We start from the raw sequence: 16,385 nt of genomic DNA on the forward strand, positions 1-16,385 counted from the left end.
GCATAAAAAAGCAGCCTGAAAACTTTCAGGCTGCTTTTAGCATTTTGGTCGGAGTGAAAGGATTCGAACCTTCGACCCCTTGCACCCCATGCAAGTGCGCTACCAGACTGCGCCACACTCCGACTTGGGAAAGACGCGAATTGTAAAGAAAGCCGGGTTAAATGGCAAGCGCTTTTTCTATTTTATAAAGCAGGTCTTGCAATTCCTGGCGCATTTGCGGGGCGGCGATTACCGGGCGGCCTTCTTCGTCCAGATAGTCTTGGGCAAAATAGTCGCTGATGCCGTGGTGCAGTTGGCGGATTTGCATGACGTCGGTGCGGGTGAAGGCGTTGCCGCCCTGGCGCAGGCTGCCGTTTCGGCTTTGCCATTCGGCAAGCTGCTCGGGGCGAATTTGCGCAAGCTCGCATACTTCGGGCAGGCTGAAGTAGCGTTTGGCGGGGACGGGCGGAAGTTTAGCGCTGCTTCTCATAATGATGCTCCACCATGCCTTTCAGTTTTTGGCTGGCATGGAAAGTAACCACGCGGCGGGCGGTAATCGGCACTTCTTCGCCGGTTTTGGGGTTGCGGCCGGGGCGCTGCGGTTTGTCGCGCAGCTGGAAATTGCCGAAGCCGGAAATTTTGATTTCTTCACCGCGCTCAAGCGTGGTGCGGATTTCTTCAAAAAAAAGTTCGACGATTTCTTTGGCGTCGTTTTTGCTCACGCTGCTGACTTTTTCTACCAAGATATCGGCCAGCTCTGCTTTGGTCATGGTCATGATGTTACCTTCTGGAAAATGCAAGGGGCGGATTATCGCTAATTGTTGTTTTGAATTCAAGTGAATAGTTTGGTTTTTTCGTAAAAAAACCGGAATGGGATGCTATATACGGCCCACGGCGGTGATTTTGCTTTTTCAGGCTGCCTGAAAATAGTGCGCTGTTTAATGGTTATCTAATTGGTTTGTAACCATAAAACGAAAAGTTTCGTGCCAGTTGCCGTCGGCTTGCCGTTGCATGGCGGCGTAAATGCCGTTGCGATCGGGTGTGCCGTGCCAGCCGTTCAGGCTGCTGTCGATACGGGCGGGGGCGGGATATTCGCAGCGTGGCAGGCGGTAGAAGCGGGTTTGCGGTGGCTGGGGCAGGGCGCCGATATCGGGGTTGAGCAGGCCGCACCAGCTTTGCGGCTGGTAAAGCGGATGCGCGGGCAGCGTACCGTCGGGGGTAAACAGATTGCCGCGTATCAGGGTGTAGCGGCGGACGGCGGATTCGGTAAAGCCGAGTGTTTTCAGGCTGCTGCTGCCGGCCGGGGTAGCGGAAAGGCTGCTTTGCTGCAGGATTTTTGCGGTTTTGTCGGTCAACCGGTCTTGCGGGTTCAGGCCGACCATGCTTTCAGGCTGCCCGCTGCCGCTGTAGTATTTGCAGCACAATTCGATGTGGCAGAGCCGGCCGTCGAGTTCGACGATAAAGTCGAAAGCGCCGCTTTGCTGCCGGCTGTTTGGTAGGGAAACCGGATGGTTGGCGGCAATCAGGCGGCTGTGCGGGGCGTGGGCGAACCATGCGGCAAGCAGGCTTTCGGCATAACGGCCGAGTGCCTGCTGTTCGTTGGCAGTTTGCAGCAGCTGCGGTTGGCTTTCAGGCTGCCTGTCCCACTGCTCCAGCAGGCGGAAGCCGCGGCTGCCCAGCAGCAGGGATACTGGAATTTCGCGGCCGCTGCGCCACGGCGGCGGGGCGGTCAGCAGTGCGGCCAGTGTGCGGATGCGCGGGTGGTGCAGGTGTTGCCAAAGGGCATCGAGAGCGTAGTTCATGGCATCAAGGCAGCCTGAAAATAAAAAAGATGCGGAAAACAGCGTTTTCAGGCTGCTTCTTCGACGGGGTGGCTGCTGCCGTCGTGCAGGCTGACGCTGATGTCGCCGAACTGTTCTTCCTGCAGCAGCCGCACCAGTCCTTCTTTGACCAGTTCGAGCAGGGCGATGAAGTTGACGACCAGATGGGCGGGACCGGCGGCGGGATCGAAAAGCTCGCTGAAGCGGCAGTTTCCGCTTTGCAGACGGCGCAGGATGCTGCTCATGCGGCTGCGGACGGAAACGGCTTCCTGCACCACGGCATGGCTTTTGTGGTTTTGGGCGCGGGACAGTATCGCCAGCCACGCCTGCTGCAGGTCGGCGACGGCCACTTCGGGCAGTTTGGCTTCGGCAGCGATTTCCAGCGGCAGCCAAACCCAGGCGAAATCGCGGCCGGCGCGGGGTAGGGCGTCGAGATTCTGCGCCGCCAGTTTCATTTGTTCGTAGGCGAGCAGGCGCCGCACCAGCTCGGCGCGGGGGTCGCTTTCTTCGTCGTCGGCTTCGTCGGGCGTTTGCGGTAGCAGCAGGCGCGATTTGATTTCTATCAGCACCGCGGCCATCAGCAGGTATTCGGCTGCCAAGTCAAACTGGTGGGCTTCCATCTGGGCGATGTAGCCGAGATACTGCTCGGTAATCCGCAGCATCGGGATGTCGAGCACGTCGATATTCTGGCGGCGGATTAGATAAAGCAGCAGATCGAGCGGCCCTTCAAAGCTGCTCAGAACCACTTTCAGCGCATCGGGCGGAATAAACAGATCCTGCGGCAGATCGGTAACCGGCTGGCCGAAAATCCAGGCCAGCGCGGGTGTTTCAGGCTGCTTTGCGGGGTTGGGAGAAGGGGCGTTCATAAGCATGCTAAGGGTGGCAGGCAGCCTGAAAACGCTTCAAACCCGTTTTCAGGCTGCTTGTGCTTATTGGGCTACACGCCCTGTTTCAGGCTGGCTTCGATAAAGCCGTCCAAATCGCCGTCGAGCACGGCTTTGGTGTTGCCCACTTCATAGCTGGTGCGCAAGTCTTTGATGCGTGATGAATCCAGCACATAAGAGCGGATTTGGCTGCCCCAGCCGACGTCGGCCTTGCCTTCTTCGAGGGCTTGTTTTTCTTCGTTGCGCTTGCGCATTTCCAGCTCGAACAGTTTGGAGCGCAGCATTTCCATCACGATGCGGCGGTTTTCGTGCTGCGAACGGCTGGATTGTGATTGGACAACGATGCCGGTGGGAATGTGGGTGATGCGCACGGCGGAGTCGGTTTTGTTGATGTGCTGGCCGCCCGCGCCCGATGCGCGGTAGGTATCGGTACGCAAATCGGCGGGGTTGATTTCCACTTCAAAGCTGTCGTCCACTTCGGGATAAACGAACACGGAGGCAAAGGAGGTGTGGCGTTTGTTGTTGGAATCAAACGGCGAGTAGCGCACGAGGCGGTGCACGCCGGTTTCGGTGCGTAGTAAACCGTAGGCGTATTCGCCTTCGAGGCGGAGGGTGGCGTTGTTGATGCCGGCGATTTCGCCGTCGTCTTGCTCAATCACTTCCACTTTAAAGCCTTTGCGCTCGGCGTAGCGGGTGTACATTCGGAGCAGCATGCCTGCCCAGTCTTCGGCTTCGGTGCCGCCTGCGCCGGCGGTGATGTCGATAAAGCAGTTGTTGGGGTCGGCGGGCTGGTTGAACATGCGTTTGAATTCGAGGCCGGCCATTTGTTTTTCGAGTTCGGCCACGTCGTTTTCGATGGTGGCGAAACCGGCATCGTCGTTTTCTTCAACGGCCATTTCGATCAGCATGCGGTTGTCTTCGATGCCGCCGGCGATGGTGTCGAGAGTGAGGACGACGCCTTCGAGGATTTTGCGCTCTTTGCCGATTTCCTGCGCGCGTTTGGGGTCGTTCCACAGATCGGGGTCTTCGGAGAGACCGACCACTTCTTCCAGGCGGTCTTTTTTGCCCTGGTAGTCCATGTAGTCGCGGATGTCGTCGCTGCGCTGTTCGAGATCGTCTAACTGGTTGTTGAGCTGGTTGATGCGTTCGGCTTCCATGGGTTTACCTTAAAAAATCAAGCCGCGCATTATATAGTCGGCGCGGCTTGAAAGCCAGTTGGCAGGCAGCCTGAAAAACGGGGGCGGTTTGGCTTGGGCAAGACCGCTGCGCTTTTCAGGCTGCCTGAAGGTTTAAAGGCCGAAAAGGGCGGTGTCACCCTTGCCTTGGCGGACGAGTTCGGTGCCGTCGGTCATGTCGATAACGGTGGTGGGTTCGGTGCCGCACCAGCCGCCGTCGATCACCAGATCGACGCTGTGTTCGAGCCGGTCGCGGATTTCGTATGGATCGGTGAGTGGTTCGCTGTCTTCAGGCAGCATCAGGGTGCAGGAGAGCATGGGTTCGCCCAGTTCGCGCAAAAGGGCGAGGGCGATGGTGTTGTCGGGCACGCGCAGGCCGATGGTTTTGCGTTTGGGGTGCAGGGTGCGGTTGGGCACTTCTTTGGTGGCCTGCAGGATAAAGGTGTAGCTGCCAGGGGTGGCGGCTTTGAGCTGGCGGAACTGGCTGTTGTCCACTTTGGCGTAGGTGCCCAGTTCGCTCAAATCGGCGCACATCAGGGTGAGGTGGTGTTTGAGGTCGATTTGGCGGATGCGCAGGATGCGTTCCATCGCTTCTTTGTCGCCGAGATGGCAGCCGAGCGCGTAGCAGGAATCGGTGGGGTAAACGATGACGCCGCCTTTGCGGACGATTTCGACGGCCTGTTTGATCAGGCGCTCTTGGGGGTTGTCGGGGTGGATGGCGAAAAACTGTGCCATGCGGAATCCTTGCTGTGGCGGGTTTGTGGGTAAGGAAAAACGGCGGTTTGCGGCTTTCAGGCTGCCTGAAATCAGGCGGGCGTGGTTTTCAGATAGTGGGCGAGTATGGCCAGCGCGTATTGCACCGCCTGTTCGCGCACTTGGCTGCGGCTGCCGGAAAAGTGGTGCTGTTTGGCCCAGATTCGCTGTTTGGTGGCGAAACCGAACCAAACGGTGCCGACGGGTTTGTCGTCGCTGCCGCCGTCTGGGCCGGCAATGCCGGAAATGCTGAGCGCGAAGTCGTTTTTGGTGGCAATCAGCGCGCCGAGCGCCATTTCGCGTACGGTTTCTTCGCTGACGGCACCGTAGTGGCGCAGGGTGTTGGCATTGACGTTCAGTACCTGCTGCTTGGCTTTGTCGGAGTAAGTGATAAAGCCGCGGTCGAAAAAGGCGGAGCTGCCTGGCAGCTCGGTTAAGGCGGCGGCAAGTAGCCCGCCGGTGCAGGATTCGGCGCAGGTAACGGTTTTGCCGCGCGCTTGCAGTTCGGCGGCGATGTAGGCAAGGTCGGACATGCGTCTTCCTTTCGCTTGGCTAGGGTTTTCAGGCTGCCCATTATAGCGGAGAACGCCGCCAATCTTGCGTTTCGGGTTGTCTGCGGGCGGTGGGGTGTTGCAGTCAAGCAAGGCAGCCTGAAAGCGCAAAAGGTTTTCAGGCTGCCTGAAAAGGGGAGGGGCTTACACCCAGGTGGAATCGAAGCTGCACATAATCAGCTTGAATTCGACATCGCTTTCGGCCTGGCTGCCGCGCATGGCTTCCTGGCTGGCGTGGAGAAAGCGGACGTGGGTGAAGTATTTGTTGGCGGAAACTTCAGGCATTACGCCGTATTTTGCCGGAACTTCGATGATAATCAGGTGGATGTTTTTGGCCAGACTGTTTTGCTGATAGCTGCCGTGTTCGGCCAGACAGTCGGCTTCGCGGCGGTTGTTGCGTAGAATTTCGAGCAGCAATCGCACGGCGTGGTAGGTCGGCATCATCGCCTGACTCCAGCGGCAGAGATCTTGACGGCGGATTTCGGCGTCTTGCTTTTGCCAGTAGTAATAGCTGGGCAGTTCGACCGGTGTGGTGCCGCCGGCGACCCAGATGCGCTGTTTGAGCGACATCAGCCATTCGTTTTCGCGGATATGCTGACCGAATTTCTGCTGGATTTCCTGCAGATCGTGGCTGGCGCGGTTGATTTCGGCGAGCAGGCTGTCGCTGCCGTCGGGCTGGTGTTTGATGGCCTGGCGCTGGCGTTCTAGCTCTTGCAGGATGTCGAGCTTCAAATCGGCGCGCGAAGAGCAGTCCATAATTTCAAACAGGGTGCCGATGGCGATGTGGTGCGACCATTTGTCGTCGCCGGAAACAGCGTGGTTAAAGCGATTGAACAGATGCTCAATGCGGATCAGGCTGCGCACCCGTTCGGATAAGGGGTGGTCGAAACGTAACATGAATCGCTTTCTCCAACCAAAAGTTGGCATGAAAAATGCCGTAACGGGCAGATTGCAACCGCCGTTACGGCACCGAAAATATCAGGAGGCGCATTCAGTGTGCCGGGGAATACAGCCGGGTATAGATTTGATGCTGCCTGAATACGGTTTCTTGCAAGTCTTTCAGGCTGCCGTTGTTGTCGATGATGTCGTCGGCGATGCTGCGGCGGTCCGACTCGGCGGCCTGGGCGGCGATAATCGCCCGAACCTCGGCTTCTGTCAAGCCGCTGCGCCGCATCACGCGGCCGATGCGGACGTTTTCATCGGCGCTCACCAGTAGGACGCGTTCGACCAGATTGCGGAATACCGGCTGTTCGGCCAAGATGGCGATTTCGATAATTCCGTAAGGAAAATCAGTGAAATGGTTTTTCAGGCTGCGGATTTCGGTAAAGATAAACGGGTGGAGAATGGCTTCCAAATCCCGTTTGGCTTGAGGGTCGTTAAAAACGGTTTGACGGATATGGGGGCGGTTCATGCGGCCCGAAGCATCCAGGGCCTGCTCGCCGAAACGGCGGCGGATGGCGCACAGCGGCGGGCTGTTGGGGGTGTCGGTTAATGTGCGGTTAACGGTATCGGCGTCAATCAGCGGGACACCGAGTTCGCCAAAAAGCGCAGCCGTTTGTGATTTGCCGCTGCCGATACCACCGGTCAGCCCTATCCATGTGGTCATTATTGGAATCCCGAACTGTGCAGCCACCATCTGATGGCGGCATCAGTTTGCTCGTGCAGCAGAAATACCAGCCAGCCGGCAATACCCAAACAGGGGCCGAATGCCATCGGTTGGCCTTTGGCCAGTCGCTTGACCAGGGCTGCCACAATGCCGACCAGCGCGGCTGCCAGTACGACAATCGGTAAAATGGCTACACCGAGCCAAGCGCCGATAGCTGCCAGCATTTTGAAGTCGCCATAACCCATCCCGTCTTTACCGGTAAGGAGTTTGAACAGGTGAAACAGCAGCCACAAGCTCATATAGCCGCAAACTGCACCCAATAAGGCGCTGGGCAGGCTGACGAAACCGGTTTGCCAGTTAAACAGCAATCCCAACCAAACTAGCGGCAGGGTTAGATCGTCGGGCAAAAGCTGGGTATCGGCATCAATAAAGACCAAAGCAACAATAAAGGCGCTAAATAGACAGGCGCCGACCGTAACCCAGGATTCGCCGAATTTCCAAGCCATCAGCCCGAACATAACAGCAGTAAGCATTTCCACTAGGGGATAGCGGATGCTGATCGGATGACGGCAGCTGGCGCAGCGACCACGCAACGCCAGCCAGCTGATAACCGGAATATTCTGCCAAGGTCTGACCGCGCTGCCGCAATTACCGCAGCGCGAGGGGGGAGTGAGCAGATTGAATTTCGCTTGCTCTTCAACTTCAAGATTAAGCTGCTGCCTCGCCGCCGCCGTCCATGCTTTATCAAGCATGATCGGCAAGCGGTAGATAACGACATTGAGAAAACTGCCGATCAACAGACCGAATAGGGCGGCGAGGAAAATGATGATGCCGGTTTCCATTATTTGTTATTAGCCTACTACGTTACCCAAGTTGAAGATGGGTAGGTACATGGCTACGAGAATTACACCAATAATGCTGCCCAAAACCACCATAATAATCGGTTCCATGAGTGAGGAAAGTGTGGCAACGGCATTGTCTACTTCATCTTCATAAAACTCGGCGGTTTTGTTTAGCATATCGTCGATGGAACCGGACTCTTCACCGATTGAAGTCATCTGTATCATCATATTGGGAAAAAGATCGGTTGCTTGCATACTGGAGGTAAGGGAAATACCTTGATTTACTTTTGAGCGTATTTCTTTAGTAGCCTCTTCATAAATGATATTGCCAGAAGCGCCGGCAACAGAATCTAATACTTCTACCAATGGTACCCCTGCGGTAAACAGGGTAGCAGTAGTACGAGCCCAGCGCGCAAGAGTTGCTTTGCGTACAATATCGCCGAAAATGGGCATTTTTAACAACCAGCCGTCCACTTTTTTCTGAAACTTCGGAGAATTTTTATGCCATTGTATAAGACCAATGGTTCCAAGAACCAATGCCGGAATAATAACCCAGCCCGCTTGTACGAAGAAATCGGAAAGCGCCATCATAAATTCGGTTAATGGCGGAAGACTTGCGCCCATCCCGCTGTAAACTTTGCCAAATTCGGGCAGGACAAACATCATCATAATCAAAATCAAAACAACAGCAACAACCACGATCGCGATGGGATAAGTTAGGGCACTTTTAACCTTTTTCTTAATCGCTTGGGTTTTTTCTTTATAAGTTGCCAATTTGTCCAACAGGCCTTCCAAAACACCACCCGCTTCACCGGCGCTGACTAGGTTGCAATAAAATTTGTCAAAGTACTTCGGATGTTTTGCAAAAGACTCGCCCAAGGATTTACCTTGTTCCACATCCGAGCGTACTTCCAATAAAAGACGGGTCATTGCGGCATTGCTATGGCCTTTTGCCACAATATCAAATGCCTGCATTAATGGTAGACCGGCTTTCATCATGGTTGAAAGTTGGCGGGTAAATACAGTAATGTCTGCTTGAGTGATTTTTTTCTCGCGCACTTTTTTCATCTTGGTAATGCTGATTACCTTGATTTGGCGGCGCATTAGTTTTTGGCGCGCTTCTTCCTCGTTTTTTGCCACCACTTCGCCACGTGTGACTGTGTCGGTAGAGAGGTTTCTCCCTTCAAATTGGAAGCGCGTGCCGCTTTCTTTTTTAGGGGCAGGCTTATTGCCGACGGCAGCTTTTTTAGCTGCAGAAAATTTCGCTGCGGATTTGCTTGCGGCCATAGTAATTTCCTTTTCTTCTTACACGATTGCTTGCTGTTTATTCGTTGGTGGTTGCCATAACTTCTTCTAACGAAGTGATTCCTTGCATGACTTTTAAGATGCCTGAGCGGCGTAAGTCCACCAAGCCTTCTTCATAGGCGATATTGGCAATATCGACTTCGGTACCGTTATTCATAATTACCGCTTTCATTTTTTCGGTAATCGGCATCACTTCATAAAGACCGGCACGGCCTTTATAGCCTTTGCCTTTGCATACGTCGCAGCCGACCGGGCGGTACATCTGCCAATCGCCTTCCAAATCTTCTTTCGTAAAGCCTGCGTTGAGCAATGCGGGCTCGGGTGGTCGTTCTACCGGTGTTTTACAGGCCGGACACAGGCGGCGAGCCAAACGTTGCGCCATAATCAGATTGACCGAGCTGGCAATATTAAACGGCGCCACACCCATATTCAGCATACGCGACAGGGTTGCGGGAGCGTTGTTGGTATGCAGGGTGGAGAACACCATGTGGCCGGTTTGCGCTGCTTTAATTGCGATATCGGCGGTACCCAAGTCACGGATCTCACCCACCATGATGATATCCGGGTCTTGACGCAGGAAAGCTTTCAGTGCGGCTTCGAAAGTCAGGCCTTGTTTGTCGTTTACGTTTACCTGGTTGATGCCGGGCAAGTTAATCTCCGCAGGGTCTTCTGCTGTTGAGATATTGACATCATCGGTATTCAGAATATTCAAGCAGGTATACAGTGATACCGTTTTACCCGAACCGGTCGGACCGGTTACCAGCACCATGCCGTAGGGGCGGTGGATGGCTTCCATAATCAGTTCTTTTTGGAAGTCCTCAAAACCGAGCTGGTCGATATTCAGGGTGGCGGCATCCGAATTCAAAATACGCATCACCACTTTTTCGCCAAACAGGCAAGGCAGGGTGTTGACACGGAAGTCGATGGCTTTGGCGTTTTTGGAAAACTGGATCTGGATGCGTCCGTCTTGCGGTACGCGTTTTTCCGAAATATCCAGTTTGGCCATTACCTTGATCCTGGATGCCAGTTGGCTGCGCAAGGCTAGGGGGGGCTGTACCACTTCGCGTAACTGGCCGTCCACGCGGAAACGGATCCGTGCCATGGTTTCGTAGAATTCAAAGTGGATATCCGATGCGCCGGCATTCAGCGCATCCGACAAGATTTTCTGAATAAAGCGGGCAACCGGACCGTCTTCTTCTTCGTCGCCATCCACAATAAGCGTTTTTTGCTGGCTTTCCGGTGAGTCGGTGTCTATTTCTTTCAGAATGCTGGTACTGCTTTGGCCGAACCATTCCAGCAGGCGCTCCAGCTGGTCGTTGCGCACCAGTACCAAATCCACGTTCAAACCCGAGCTGAACAGGGCTTTTTGGATGTTTTGCAGCTGGGTCGGATCTGAAACCGCCATGAATACGCGGCGGCCGCGCTTGAAAATCGGGATGCAGCGCAGCTTCTGCATATGCTGCTCGTCCATAATATCTCTGACGATGCCGCTGCGCGGATAATAGTTCAGATCGAGAATCGGATAATTGAATACGCTGGATAACAGGCTGACCAGATTTTCCGGCGAAATCACGCCGTCGTCGAAAATCATCGGCAGGATGTTTTTGTCGGCGCTGATGGCAGACTGATATTTTTCCAGCTTGTCTTGCGGCACCAGCTTGTGCTGCACCAAAACCCGCAAAAGGCCTATGCTCATGTGGTTGAATCCGTTTAATTTATTTGGGCGCCGGTGTGTGGGTGGATTTGCCGGCTGCCTTTATGGAATGGGCGTAATTGTGAAGATTATACAAGACAAGCCAAGAAACTGTTAGGCGATGCCTGAAAATGTAAGCGTCAAACGCGGATTACGTTTCAAATGCACAACACTAATGTTCCGGCAAAAAAGCAGCCTGAAAACTTTTCAGGCTGCTTTTTTGCCGTTTCAGGCTGCTTATTCGATGTTTTGCACCTGCTCGCGCATCTGCTCGATCAGCACTTTCAATTCCACCGAAACCTGCGTGCATTCACTGGCGATGGCTTTGCTGCCCAGGGTGTTGGCTTCGCGGTTCAACTCCTGCATCAGGAAGTCCAGCCGCTTGCCAATGCTGCCGTTCTGCTCGGTAACGATGCGGCGCACTTCGGCGATGTGGGTGCGCAGGCGGCTGAATTCTTCGTCCACGTCCGCTTTTTGCATAAACAGCGCAAATTCCTGGCGCAGCCGGTCTTCGTCGATATGGGCGACGGCTTCGGCCAGGCGGTGGCGGGTGCGCTGCAGATGCGCCTGCAGCAGGTTGGGGAACAGCTCTTCCAAAGCGCCGATAATCGCTTCCATCAGATCCAAGCGCTCGAGAATATGCGCCTGCAGTTTTACCCCTTCGCGGCTGCGGGCACCGACAAAGTCCTGCAAAGCCTGTTTCAACAGCACCTGCACGCCATCGGCCAGCGCATCGGTATCGGTTGCGGCGCTGGCGATGACGCCGGGAAAATGCAGGATGTCGGCCACGCTTAATTTGGCCAGGCCGCCGTGCTTTTTGCGCCATTTGGCATTCAGTTCCGCCAGCTCGTCCACCAGTTTTTGGTTGATGTGCAGCGAGCCGCCGGTGTTCGGCAGGCTGCTGATCTGAATGCGGCACTCTACTTTGCCGCGGCTGGTTTTGGCCGCTACCGTTTCGCGCAGGCTGCCTTCCAGATGGCGCAGGTCTTCGGGGATTTTGAACTGCACATCGAGAAAGCGGTGGTTGACCGACCGCAATTCCAGTTCGATGCGTTTGCCTGCATATTCTCCGGCCGCGTGCGCATAGCCGGTCATACTGAATACTGTCATGTTTTTTCCTTTGCTGATGCTGAAAAAGTCGCGGCATCTTAACAGAGAAGCAGGCAGCCTGAAAGGCTGCCAAAAGGATGGTTTTTCCCGTTTCAGGCCGCCTTGGCGCGCTATATAATCCGCCCTTTTTACGGAGTTAAGCCATGACCTATACCCGCACCGGCCGCGCCGCCGGCCAACTGCGCCCCGTCAGCATCAGCGCCGACTTTCTGCCCCATGCCGACGGCTCGGTACTGATCGCCTGCGGTAACACCAAAGTCATCTGCACCGCCACTGTCGAAGAAAACGTGCCGCCCTTTTTGCGCGGGCAGGGCAAAGGCTGGGTAACCGCCGAATACGGCATGCTGCCCGCTTCCACCGCCGGCCGTATGCGCCGCGAAGCCGCAGCGGGCAAGCAGTCCGGCCGCACCCAGGAAATCCAGCGCCTGATCGGCCGCAGCCTGCGTGCCGCCGTGGATATGGAAAAACTGGGCGAGCGCCAGATTCTGATCGACTGCGACGTCATCCAGGCCGACGGTGGTACCCGCACCGCTAGCATCACCGGCGCCTTCGTTGCGCTGCAGATGGCGGTGCAGAAGCTGGTCGATAGCGGCGTGTTGGCAGAAAACCCGATTGTCCGCCGCATTGCCGCGGTATCCGCCGGCGTGGTTGGCGGAGTGCCGCTGCTGGATTTGGATTATCCCGAAGACTCCGGCTGCGACAGCGACGTCAATCTGGTGATGACCGATAACGGCGGCATCGTCGAAATCCAGGGCACCGCCGAAGGCGCCACGTTCGACAGCAGCGAGCTGGCGCAGCTGCTGGCGCTCGGACGGCAGGGCATTGTCGAACTGTGCGCCGTGCAGGCTGCCGCTTTTGATGCCTGGCGCGCGGCCAAAGCAGCCTGAAAAGCAGCATGAAAAATAGATAAGGCGGAAAAGACCGCTGCCGGCCTGTTTGTCCGGCAGCGGTCTTTCCAATGTTTTCAGGCAGCCTGAAAGGCCGGCATCCCTTTTCAGGCTGCCTGTAGTCCGTGCAAATACAAGCAACTATCTGACGCATTTTCCCAATGTAAAAAGTGCGGTCGGCTGTCTGCGGCGCTGGCGGAAAGTGTTAGAATCGCGCGCTTTTTTATGCGGGCGTTTGTAAATGAAATGCGCCGGCATTTTCACCCTATAAAGACAGCAGGCGGGCAAGCCGCCGCAGGAAGCACAAACATGAGCAACGAAAAAATTTACGGCGACGGTGCCTTCCGCCGTCAGGGCGTGATGGGCAGCATCATCGAAAACACTTATTCCGGCGCGCTGTCGTTTATGCGCCGCAGCTACACCCGCAATCTGGAAGGCGTGGACGTGGTGGTGTCCGGCGTGCCGCTGGATTTGGCGACCACCTTCCGCTCCGGCGCCCGCTTAGGTCCCGCTGCCATCCGCGCCGCCAGCGTGCAGTTGGCCGAACTCAACCTTTTCCCGTGGGGCTTCGATCCTTTCGACGATCTGGCAGTGATCGACTACGGCGACTGCTGGTTCGACGCCCACCGTCCGTGGACCATCCGCGAAAGCATCAAACAGCACGCGCTGGACATCATCACCAACAGCCGCGCCAAAATGCTCACTTTCGGCGGCGACCACTACATTACCTACCCGCTGTTGCAGGCGCATGCGGAAAAATACGGCAAACCGCTGAGCCTGCTGCATTTTGACGCCCACTGCGACACTTGGCCGGACGATGAAGAAGATTCGCTCAATCACGGCACCATGTTCTACAAAGCGGTGAAAAACGGCCTGATCGATCCGAAAACATCCGCCCAAGTCGGCATCCGCACCTGGAACAGCGATTTTATGGGCATGAACATGCTGTTTGCGCCGTGGATCAACGAAAACGGCATCGAAGCCACCGTGCGCCGCATCTACGACATCGTCGGCGACAATCCGGTTTATCTGACTTTTGATATCGATTGTCTCGACCCCGCTTTCGCCCCCGGCACCGGCACCCCCGTTCCCGGCGGTTTGAGTTCGCACACCGCGCTGGGCATTGTCCGCCAGCTGGGCGATCTGAATATCGTCGGCATGGACGTGGTTGAAGTCGCCCCTGCCTACGACAGCGCCGAAATCACCGCCATCGCCGCCGCCCACGTTGCCGCTGATATGCTGTGCCTGATGCGCAATAAGAAAGTGGCCGGCAAGCTGTAAACCCGACACCGTGCGTTTTTTCAGGCTGCCTGACACAGCATCAAGGCAGCCTGAAAAGTTTGCCGCCGCTGCCGCTACTTGTGCCTTCGGGCTGTGTAAATCCGGCGGCGGCTGATTGAGATAAATGTAAACAAGCGTTAAAATCCGCGCCTGTTTATTTGTAGCAAGCATTGATACATGACTTTACTCGCCAATATTCTGCCCCTGTCCAATATCGTGCTCGATATGGAGGTCGGCAGTAAAAAGCGGCTGTTTGAAACCGTTTCCCAGCTTTTGGAAGCGAACAGCGGCCTGCCGCATACGGCGGTGTTCGACTGCCTGTTCGCCCGCGAAAAGCTCGGCAGTACCGGCTTGGGGCAGGGCGTGGCCATTCCCCACGGCCGTGACGAATCTTTTACCCAACCGGTCGGCGCCTTTGTGCGCACCGCCGATCCGATCGAATTTGACGCGCCCGACGGCAAGCCGGTGTCGCTGGTATTCGTATTGCTGGTGCCGCAGGATGCCGCCGGCGAATATCTGGAGCTGCTCTCGCAGCTGGCCGCCCGCTTCCACGAAAAAACCGTGCGTGAAGCGCTGATGCACAGCAAAACCCCGCAGCAGGTGCTCGACATCCTGCTTGCCGGAGACTGAGGTGCCCAGCGTCAGCGTGCGCCGCCTGTATCAGGACAACCAGCAGAAGCTGCAGATGGCCTGGGTGGCGGGCAATTCCGGCAGCGACAACCGCATCAGCGTGGCCGCCGACCGTCCGGTGCTGGCGCTGGTCGGCCATCTCAATTTCATCCACCACAACCAAGTGCAGGTGCTCGGCGTGGCCGAAGTCGCCTATCTCAACAAGCTCGAACAGTCCGCACAAACCGGATTGGACGGGCTTTTCGATTTTGAGATGGCGCTGGTGATCGTGGCCAACGACCTGCCGGTGCCCGCCAGCCTGCGCGACTACTGCCACACCCGCAACGTCCCGCTGCTGACCTCCAAGCTCGAAAGCCCCTATCTGATGGACGTGCTGCGGATTTATCTGCAGAAAATGCTGGCGGTATCCACCGTCAAACACGGCGTGTTTCTCGACGTGTTTGAAGTTGGCGTGCTGTTGACCGGCTCGTCCGGGCTGGGCAAAAGCGAGCTGGCGCTGGAACTCATTTCGCGCGGCCACAGCCTGGTGGCCGACGATGCCGTCGAATTGCACCGCACCGCGCCCGAAGTGCTCGAAGGCCGCTGCCCGCCGATGCTGCGCGACTTTCTCGAAGTGCGCGGGCTGGGCGTGCTCAACGTCCGCCACATTTTCGGCGAAACTTCCATCCGGCCGAAAAAGCAGCTCAAGCTCATCATCAACCTGATTCCCGCCGACGACGAATACATGAAGCAGCTCGACCGCCTGAGCATCCGCAGCGAAACCGAGTCGATACTGAACGTCGCCATCCGTTCGGTTACCCTGCCGGTGGCCGCCGGCCGCAACCTGGCGGTGCTGGTCGAAGCCGCCGTGCGCAACTACATCTTGCAGCTGCGCGGCAAAGACAGTACCCGCGAATTTCTCGAACGTCACCAGGCCATGATGAAGGACGACAGCGAACATGAAGATAGTCTTGATTAGCGGCCTTTCCGGCTCCGGCAAAAGCGTGGCGCTGAAGCTGTTGGAAGACTCCGGCTTCTATTGCGTCGATAATTTGCCGCTCGAACTCTTGCCCGACTTGGTGCGCCTGCACGAAGCGCGCGGCGGCAGCGAAAAACTCGGCATCAGCATCGACATCCGCTCCCGTTTCAGGCTTCAGGCTGCCCACGAGCAAATCGCCGCCCTGCGCCAAGCCGGCCACCGGCTCGACATCCTGTTTCTCGAAGCCGACCAAGCCGTGCTGCTGCGCCGCTTTTCCGAAACCCGCCGCAGCCACCCGCTGTCGCACAACGGCACCGGCCTGACCGAAGCGCTCGAACACGAACGCGCCTGGCTGATGCCGCTGCGCGAAGCGGCCTACTGCATCGACACCAGCCACAGCAACACTTCCCAGCTGCGCAGCCGCCTGCGCCAATGGCTGCAGATCGACCGCGAAGGCCTGCTGGTCAGCATCCAGTCTTTCGGCTTCAAATACGGCGCCCCCACCGACGCTGATTTTGTTTTCGACGTACGCAGCCTGCCCAATCCCTACTATATCGACGGCCTGCGCGAGCAGACCGGCCGCGATGAAGACGTGCGCCGCTATCTCGCCGCCCAACCCGAAGCCGGCGAAATGCTTGCCGACATCGAAACCTTTATCCGCCGCCGCCTGCCCAAACTGCAGCAGGAAAGCCGCAGCTACGTAACCATCGCCATCGGCTGCACCGGCGGCAAACACCGCTCGGTGTATCTGGCCGAAGAACTTGCTCGCAGCCTGCAGGCCGATTACCAAGTGCTGCTGCGCCACCGCCAGCTCGACGCTTAAGCCCCGCCGCCCGCACGCCGCCATGCCTGCGGGTGTTGTTTTGCCGGGGCAGCCTGAAAACTTTAGGCAGCCTGAAAGCGCCAACCGA

At 56.7% G+C, this 16,385-nt stretch carries 18 protein-coding genes and 1 tRNA gene; 5 read left to right on the top strand and 14 right to left on the bottom strand.

Annotated elements, in window-relative coordinates; all coding sequences use genetic code 11:
* Nucleotides 1–45: 45 nt before the first annotated feature.
* The 14 genes from OP500_RS06495 to OP500_RS06560 form a co-directional block, all read right to left on the bottom strand.
* Nucleotides 46–122: transfer RNA gene (locus OP500_RS06495), tRNA-Pro, on the bottom strand.
* A gap of 35 nt (nt 123–157) precedes the next feature.
* Nucleotides 158–469 (bottom strand): hypothetical protein, encoded by a 312-nt coding sequence (locus OP500_RS06500; RefSeq protein WP_238748450.1) that lies wholly within the window; start codon nt 467–469, stop codon nt 158–160.
* A complete protein-coding gene (locus OP500_RS06505; protein ID WP_238748449.1) occupies nt 453–755 on the bottom strand; it encodes an integration host factor subunit alpha in 303 nt (100 codons plus the stop codon). Before OP500_RS06505 ends, OP500_RS06500 begins: the two co-directional genes overlap by 17 nt.
* Nucleotides 756–917: 162 nt before the next feature.
* Nucleotides 918–1,781, bottom strand: a complete 864-nt coding sequence (locus OP500_RS06510) for a DUF1853 family protein (RefSeq protein ID WP_238748448.1) — start codon at nt 1,779–1,781, stop codon at nt 918–920.
* Nucleotides 1,782–1,828: 47 nt separating this feature from the next.
* Complete coding sequence (locus tag OP500_RS06515; RefSeq protein WP_238748447.1) at nt 1,829–2,665, bottom strand: segregation and condensation protein A; 837 nt, start codon at nt 2,663–2,665, stop codon at nt 1,829–1,831.
* Between the two features lie 71 nt (nt 2,666–2,736).
* Nucleotides 2,737–3,840: a peptide chain release factor 2 gene (gene prfB / locus OP500_RS06520; protein WP_238748446.1), complete on the bottom strand. Its 1,104-nt coding sequence runs from the start codon at nt 3,838–3,840 to the stop codon at nt 2,737–2,739.
* Nucleotides 3,841–3,972: 132 nt separating this feature from the next.
* Nucleotides 3,973–4,593 carry an L-threonylcarbamoyladenylate synthase gene (locus tag OP500_RS06525; RefSeq protein WP_238748445.1) on the bottom strand — a complete coding sequence of 207 codons (621 nt, stop codon included), beginning with the start codon at nt 4,591–4,593 and terminating at the stop codon, nt 3,973–3,975.
* Between the two features lie 71 nt (nt 4,594–4,664).
* Nucleotides 4,665–5,144 (bottom strand): nicotinamide-nucleotide amidase, encoded by a 480-nt coding sequence (gene pncC / locus OP500_RS06530; RefSeq protein WP_238748444.1) that lies wholly within the window; start codon nt 5,142–5,144, stop codon nt 4,665–4,667.
* A 162-nt stretch (nt 5,145–5,306) separates the two neighbouring features.
* On the bottom strand, nt 5,307–6,059 hold the full coding sequence (gene zapD / locus OP500_RS06535) for a cell division protein ZapD (protein ID WP_238748443.1): 753 nt from the start codon (nt 6,057–6,059) through the stop codon (nt 5,307–5,309).
* Between the two features lie 94 nt (nt 6,060–6,153).
* Nucleotides 6,154–6,768 (bottom strand): dephospho-CoA kinase, encoded by a 615-nt coding sequence (gene coaE / locus OP500_RS06540; RefSeq protein ID WP_238748442.1) that lies wholly within the window; start codon nt 6,766–6,768, stop codon nt 6,154–6,156.
* Nucleotides 6,768–7,610: a prepilin peptidase gene (locus OP500_RS06545; protein ID WP_238748440.1), complete on the bottom strand. Its 843-nt coding sequence runs from the start codon at nt 7,608–7,610 to the stop codon at nt 6,768–6,770. Before OP500_RS06545 ends, coaE begins: the two co-directional genes overlap by 1 nt.
* A 9-nt stretch (nt 7,611–7,619) precedes the next feature.
* On the bottom strand, nt 7,620–8,897 hold the full coding sequence (locus OP500_RS06550) for a type II secretion system F family protein (protein WP_238748439.1): 1,278 nt from the start codon (nt 8,895–8,897) through the stop codon (nt 7,620–7,622).
* 37 nt (nt 8,898–8,934) lie between these two features.
* A complete protein-coding gene (gene pilB, locus OP500_RS06555) occupies nt 8,935–10,611 on the bottom strand; it encodes a type IV-A pilus assembly ATPase PilB (protein WP_274070521.1) in 1,677 nt (558 codons plus the stop codon).
* Nucleotides 10,612–10,845: 234 nt separating this feature from the next.
* Nucleotides 10,846–11,718, bottom strand: coding sequence for a YicC/YloC family endoribonuclease (locus OP500_RS06560; protein ID WP_238748437.1), 873 nt, complete (start codon nt 11,716–11,718; stop codon nt 10,846–10,848).
* Nucleotides 11,719–11,861: 143 nt separating this feature from the next.
* On the opposite strand from OP500_RS06560, the gene rph reads away from it, so the two are divergent.
* The 5 genes from rph (at nt 11,862) to rapZ (ending at nt 16,297) form a co-directional block, all read left to right on the top strand.
* On the top strand, nt 11,862–12,605 hold the full coding sequence (rph, locus tag OP500_RS06565) for a ribonuclease PH (RefSeq protein WP_238748436.1): 744 nt from the start codon (nt 11,862–11,864) through the stop codon (nt 12,603–12,605).
* A gap of 309 nt (nt 12,606–12,914) precedes the next feature.
* Entirely contained in the window at nt 12,915–13,886 is a 972-nt protein-coding gene (gene speB / locus OP500_RS06570; RefSeq protein WP_238748435.1) for an agmatinase, read from the top strand.
* A gap of 177 nt (nt 13,887–14,063) precedes the next feature.
* Nucleotides 14,064–14,516 (top strand): PTS IIA-like nitrogen regulatory protein PtsN, encoded by a 453-nt coding sequence (ptsN, locus tag OP500_RS06575; protein ID WP_238748434.1) that lies wholly within the window; start codon nt 14,064–14,066, stop codon nt 14,514–14,516.
* A 1-nt stretch (nt 14,517) separates the two neighbouring features.
* On the top strand, nt 14,518–15,474 hold the full coding sequence (gene hprK, locus OP500_RS06580) for an HPr(Ser) kinase/phosphatase (protein WP_238748433.1): 957 nt from the start codon (nt 14,518–14,520) through the stop codon (nt 15,472–15,474).
* Complete coding sequence (gene rapZ / locus OP500_RS06585) at nt 15,455–16,297, top strand: RNase adapter RapZ (protein ID WP_238748432.1); 843 nt, start codon at nt 15,455–15,457, stop codon at nt 16,295–16,297. The genes hprK and rapZ overlap by 20 nt, the downstream gene beginning before the upstream one ends.
* Nucleotides 16,298–16,385 lie beyond the last annotated feature (88 nt).

It is taken from the genome of Kingella sp. SNUBH-2017 (assembly GCF_028680565.1).
Classification (GTDB): Bacteria; Pseudomonadota; Gammaproteobacteria; order Burkholderiales; family Neisseriaceae; genus Kingella_D; species Kingella_D pumchi.

Bases quoted from the DNA above. Each gene is read 5' to 3' on its own strand.
- ptsN (WP_238748434.1), top strand. From the start codon at position 14,064: ATGACTTTACTCGCCAATATTCTGCCCCTGTCCAATATCGTGCTCGAT.
- OP500_RS06525 (WP_238748445.1), bottom strand. From the start codon at position 4,593: ATGGCACAGTTTTTCGCCATCCACCCCGACAACCCCCAAGAGCGCCTG.
- OP500_RS06500 (WP_238748450.1), bottom strand. From the start codon at position 469: ATGAGAAGCAGCGCTAAACTTCCGCCCGTCCCCGCCAAACGCTACTTC.
- OP500_RS06515 (WP_238748447.1), bottom strand. From the start codon at position 2,665: ATGAACGCCCCTTCTCCCAACCCCGCAAAGCAGCCTGAAACACCCGCG.
- OP500_RS06545 (WP_238748440.1), bottom strand. From the start codon at position 7,610: ATGGAAACCGGCATCATCATTTTCCTCGCCGCCCTATTCGGTCTGTTG.
- pilB (WP_274070521.1), bottom strand. From the start codon at position 10,611: ATGAGCATAGGCCTTTTGCGGGTTTTGGTGCAGCACAAGCTGGTGCCG.
- pncC (WP_238748444.1), bottom strand. From the start codon at position 5,144: ATGTCCGACCTTGCCTACATCGCCGCCGAACTGCAAGCGCGCGGCAAA.
- rph (WP_238748436.1), top strand. From the start codon at position 11,862: ATGACCTATACCCGCACCGGCCGCGCCGCCGGCCAACTGCGCCCCGTC.
- OP500_RS06505 (WP_238748449.1), bottom strand. From the start codon at position 755: ATGACCATGACCAAAGCAGAGCTGGCCGATATCTTGGTAGAAAAAGTC.
- OP500_RS06550 (WP_238748439.1), bottom strand. From the start codon at position 8,897: ATGGCCGCAAGCAAATCCGCAGCGAAATTTTCTGCAGCTAAAAAAGCT.
- coaE (WP_238748442.1), bottom strand. From the start codon at position 6,768: ATGACCACATGGATAGGGCTGACCGGTGGTATCGGCAGCGGCAAATCA.
- rapZ (WP_238748432.1), top strand. From the start codon at position 15,455: ATGAAGATAGTCTTGATTAGCGGCCTTTCCGGCTCCGGCAAAAGCGTG.
- prfB (WP_238748446.1), bottom strand. From the start codon at position 3,840: ATGGAAGCCGAACGCATCAACCAGCTCAACAACCAGTTAGACGATCTC.
- OP500_RS06510 (WP_238748448.1), bottom strand. From the start codon at position 1,781: ATGAACTACGCTCTCGATGCCCTTTGGCAACACCTGCACCACCCGCGC.
- OP500_RS06560 (WP_238748437.1), bottom strand. From the start codon at position 11,718: ATGACAGTATTCAGTATGACCGGCTATGCGCACGCGGCCGGAGAATAT.
- zapD (WP_238748443.1), bottom strand. From the start codon at position 6,059: ATGTTACGTTTCGACCACCCCTTATCCGAACGGGTGCGCAGCCTGATC.
- speB (WP_238748435.1), top strand. From the start codon at position 12,915: ATGAGCAACGAAAAAATTTACGGCGACGGTGCCTTCCGCCGTCAGGGC.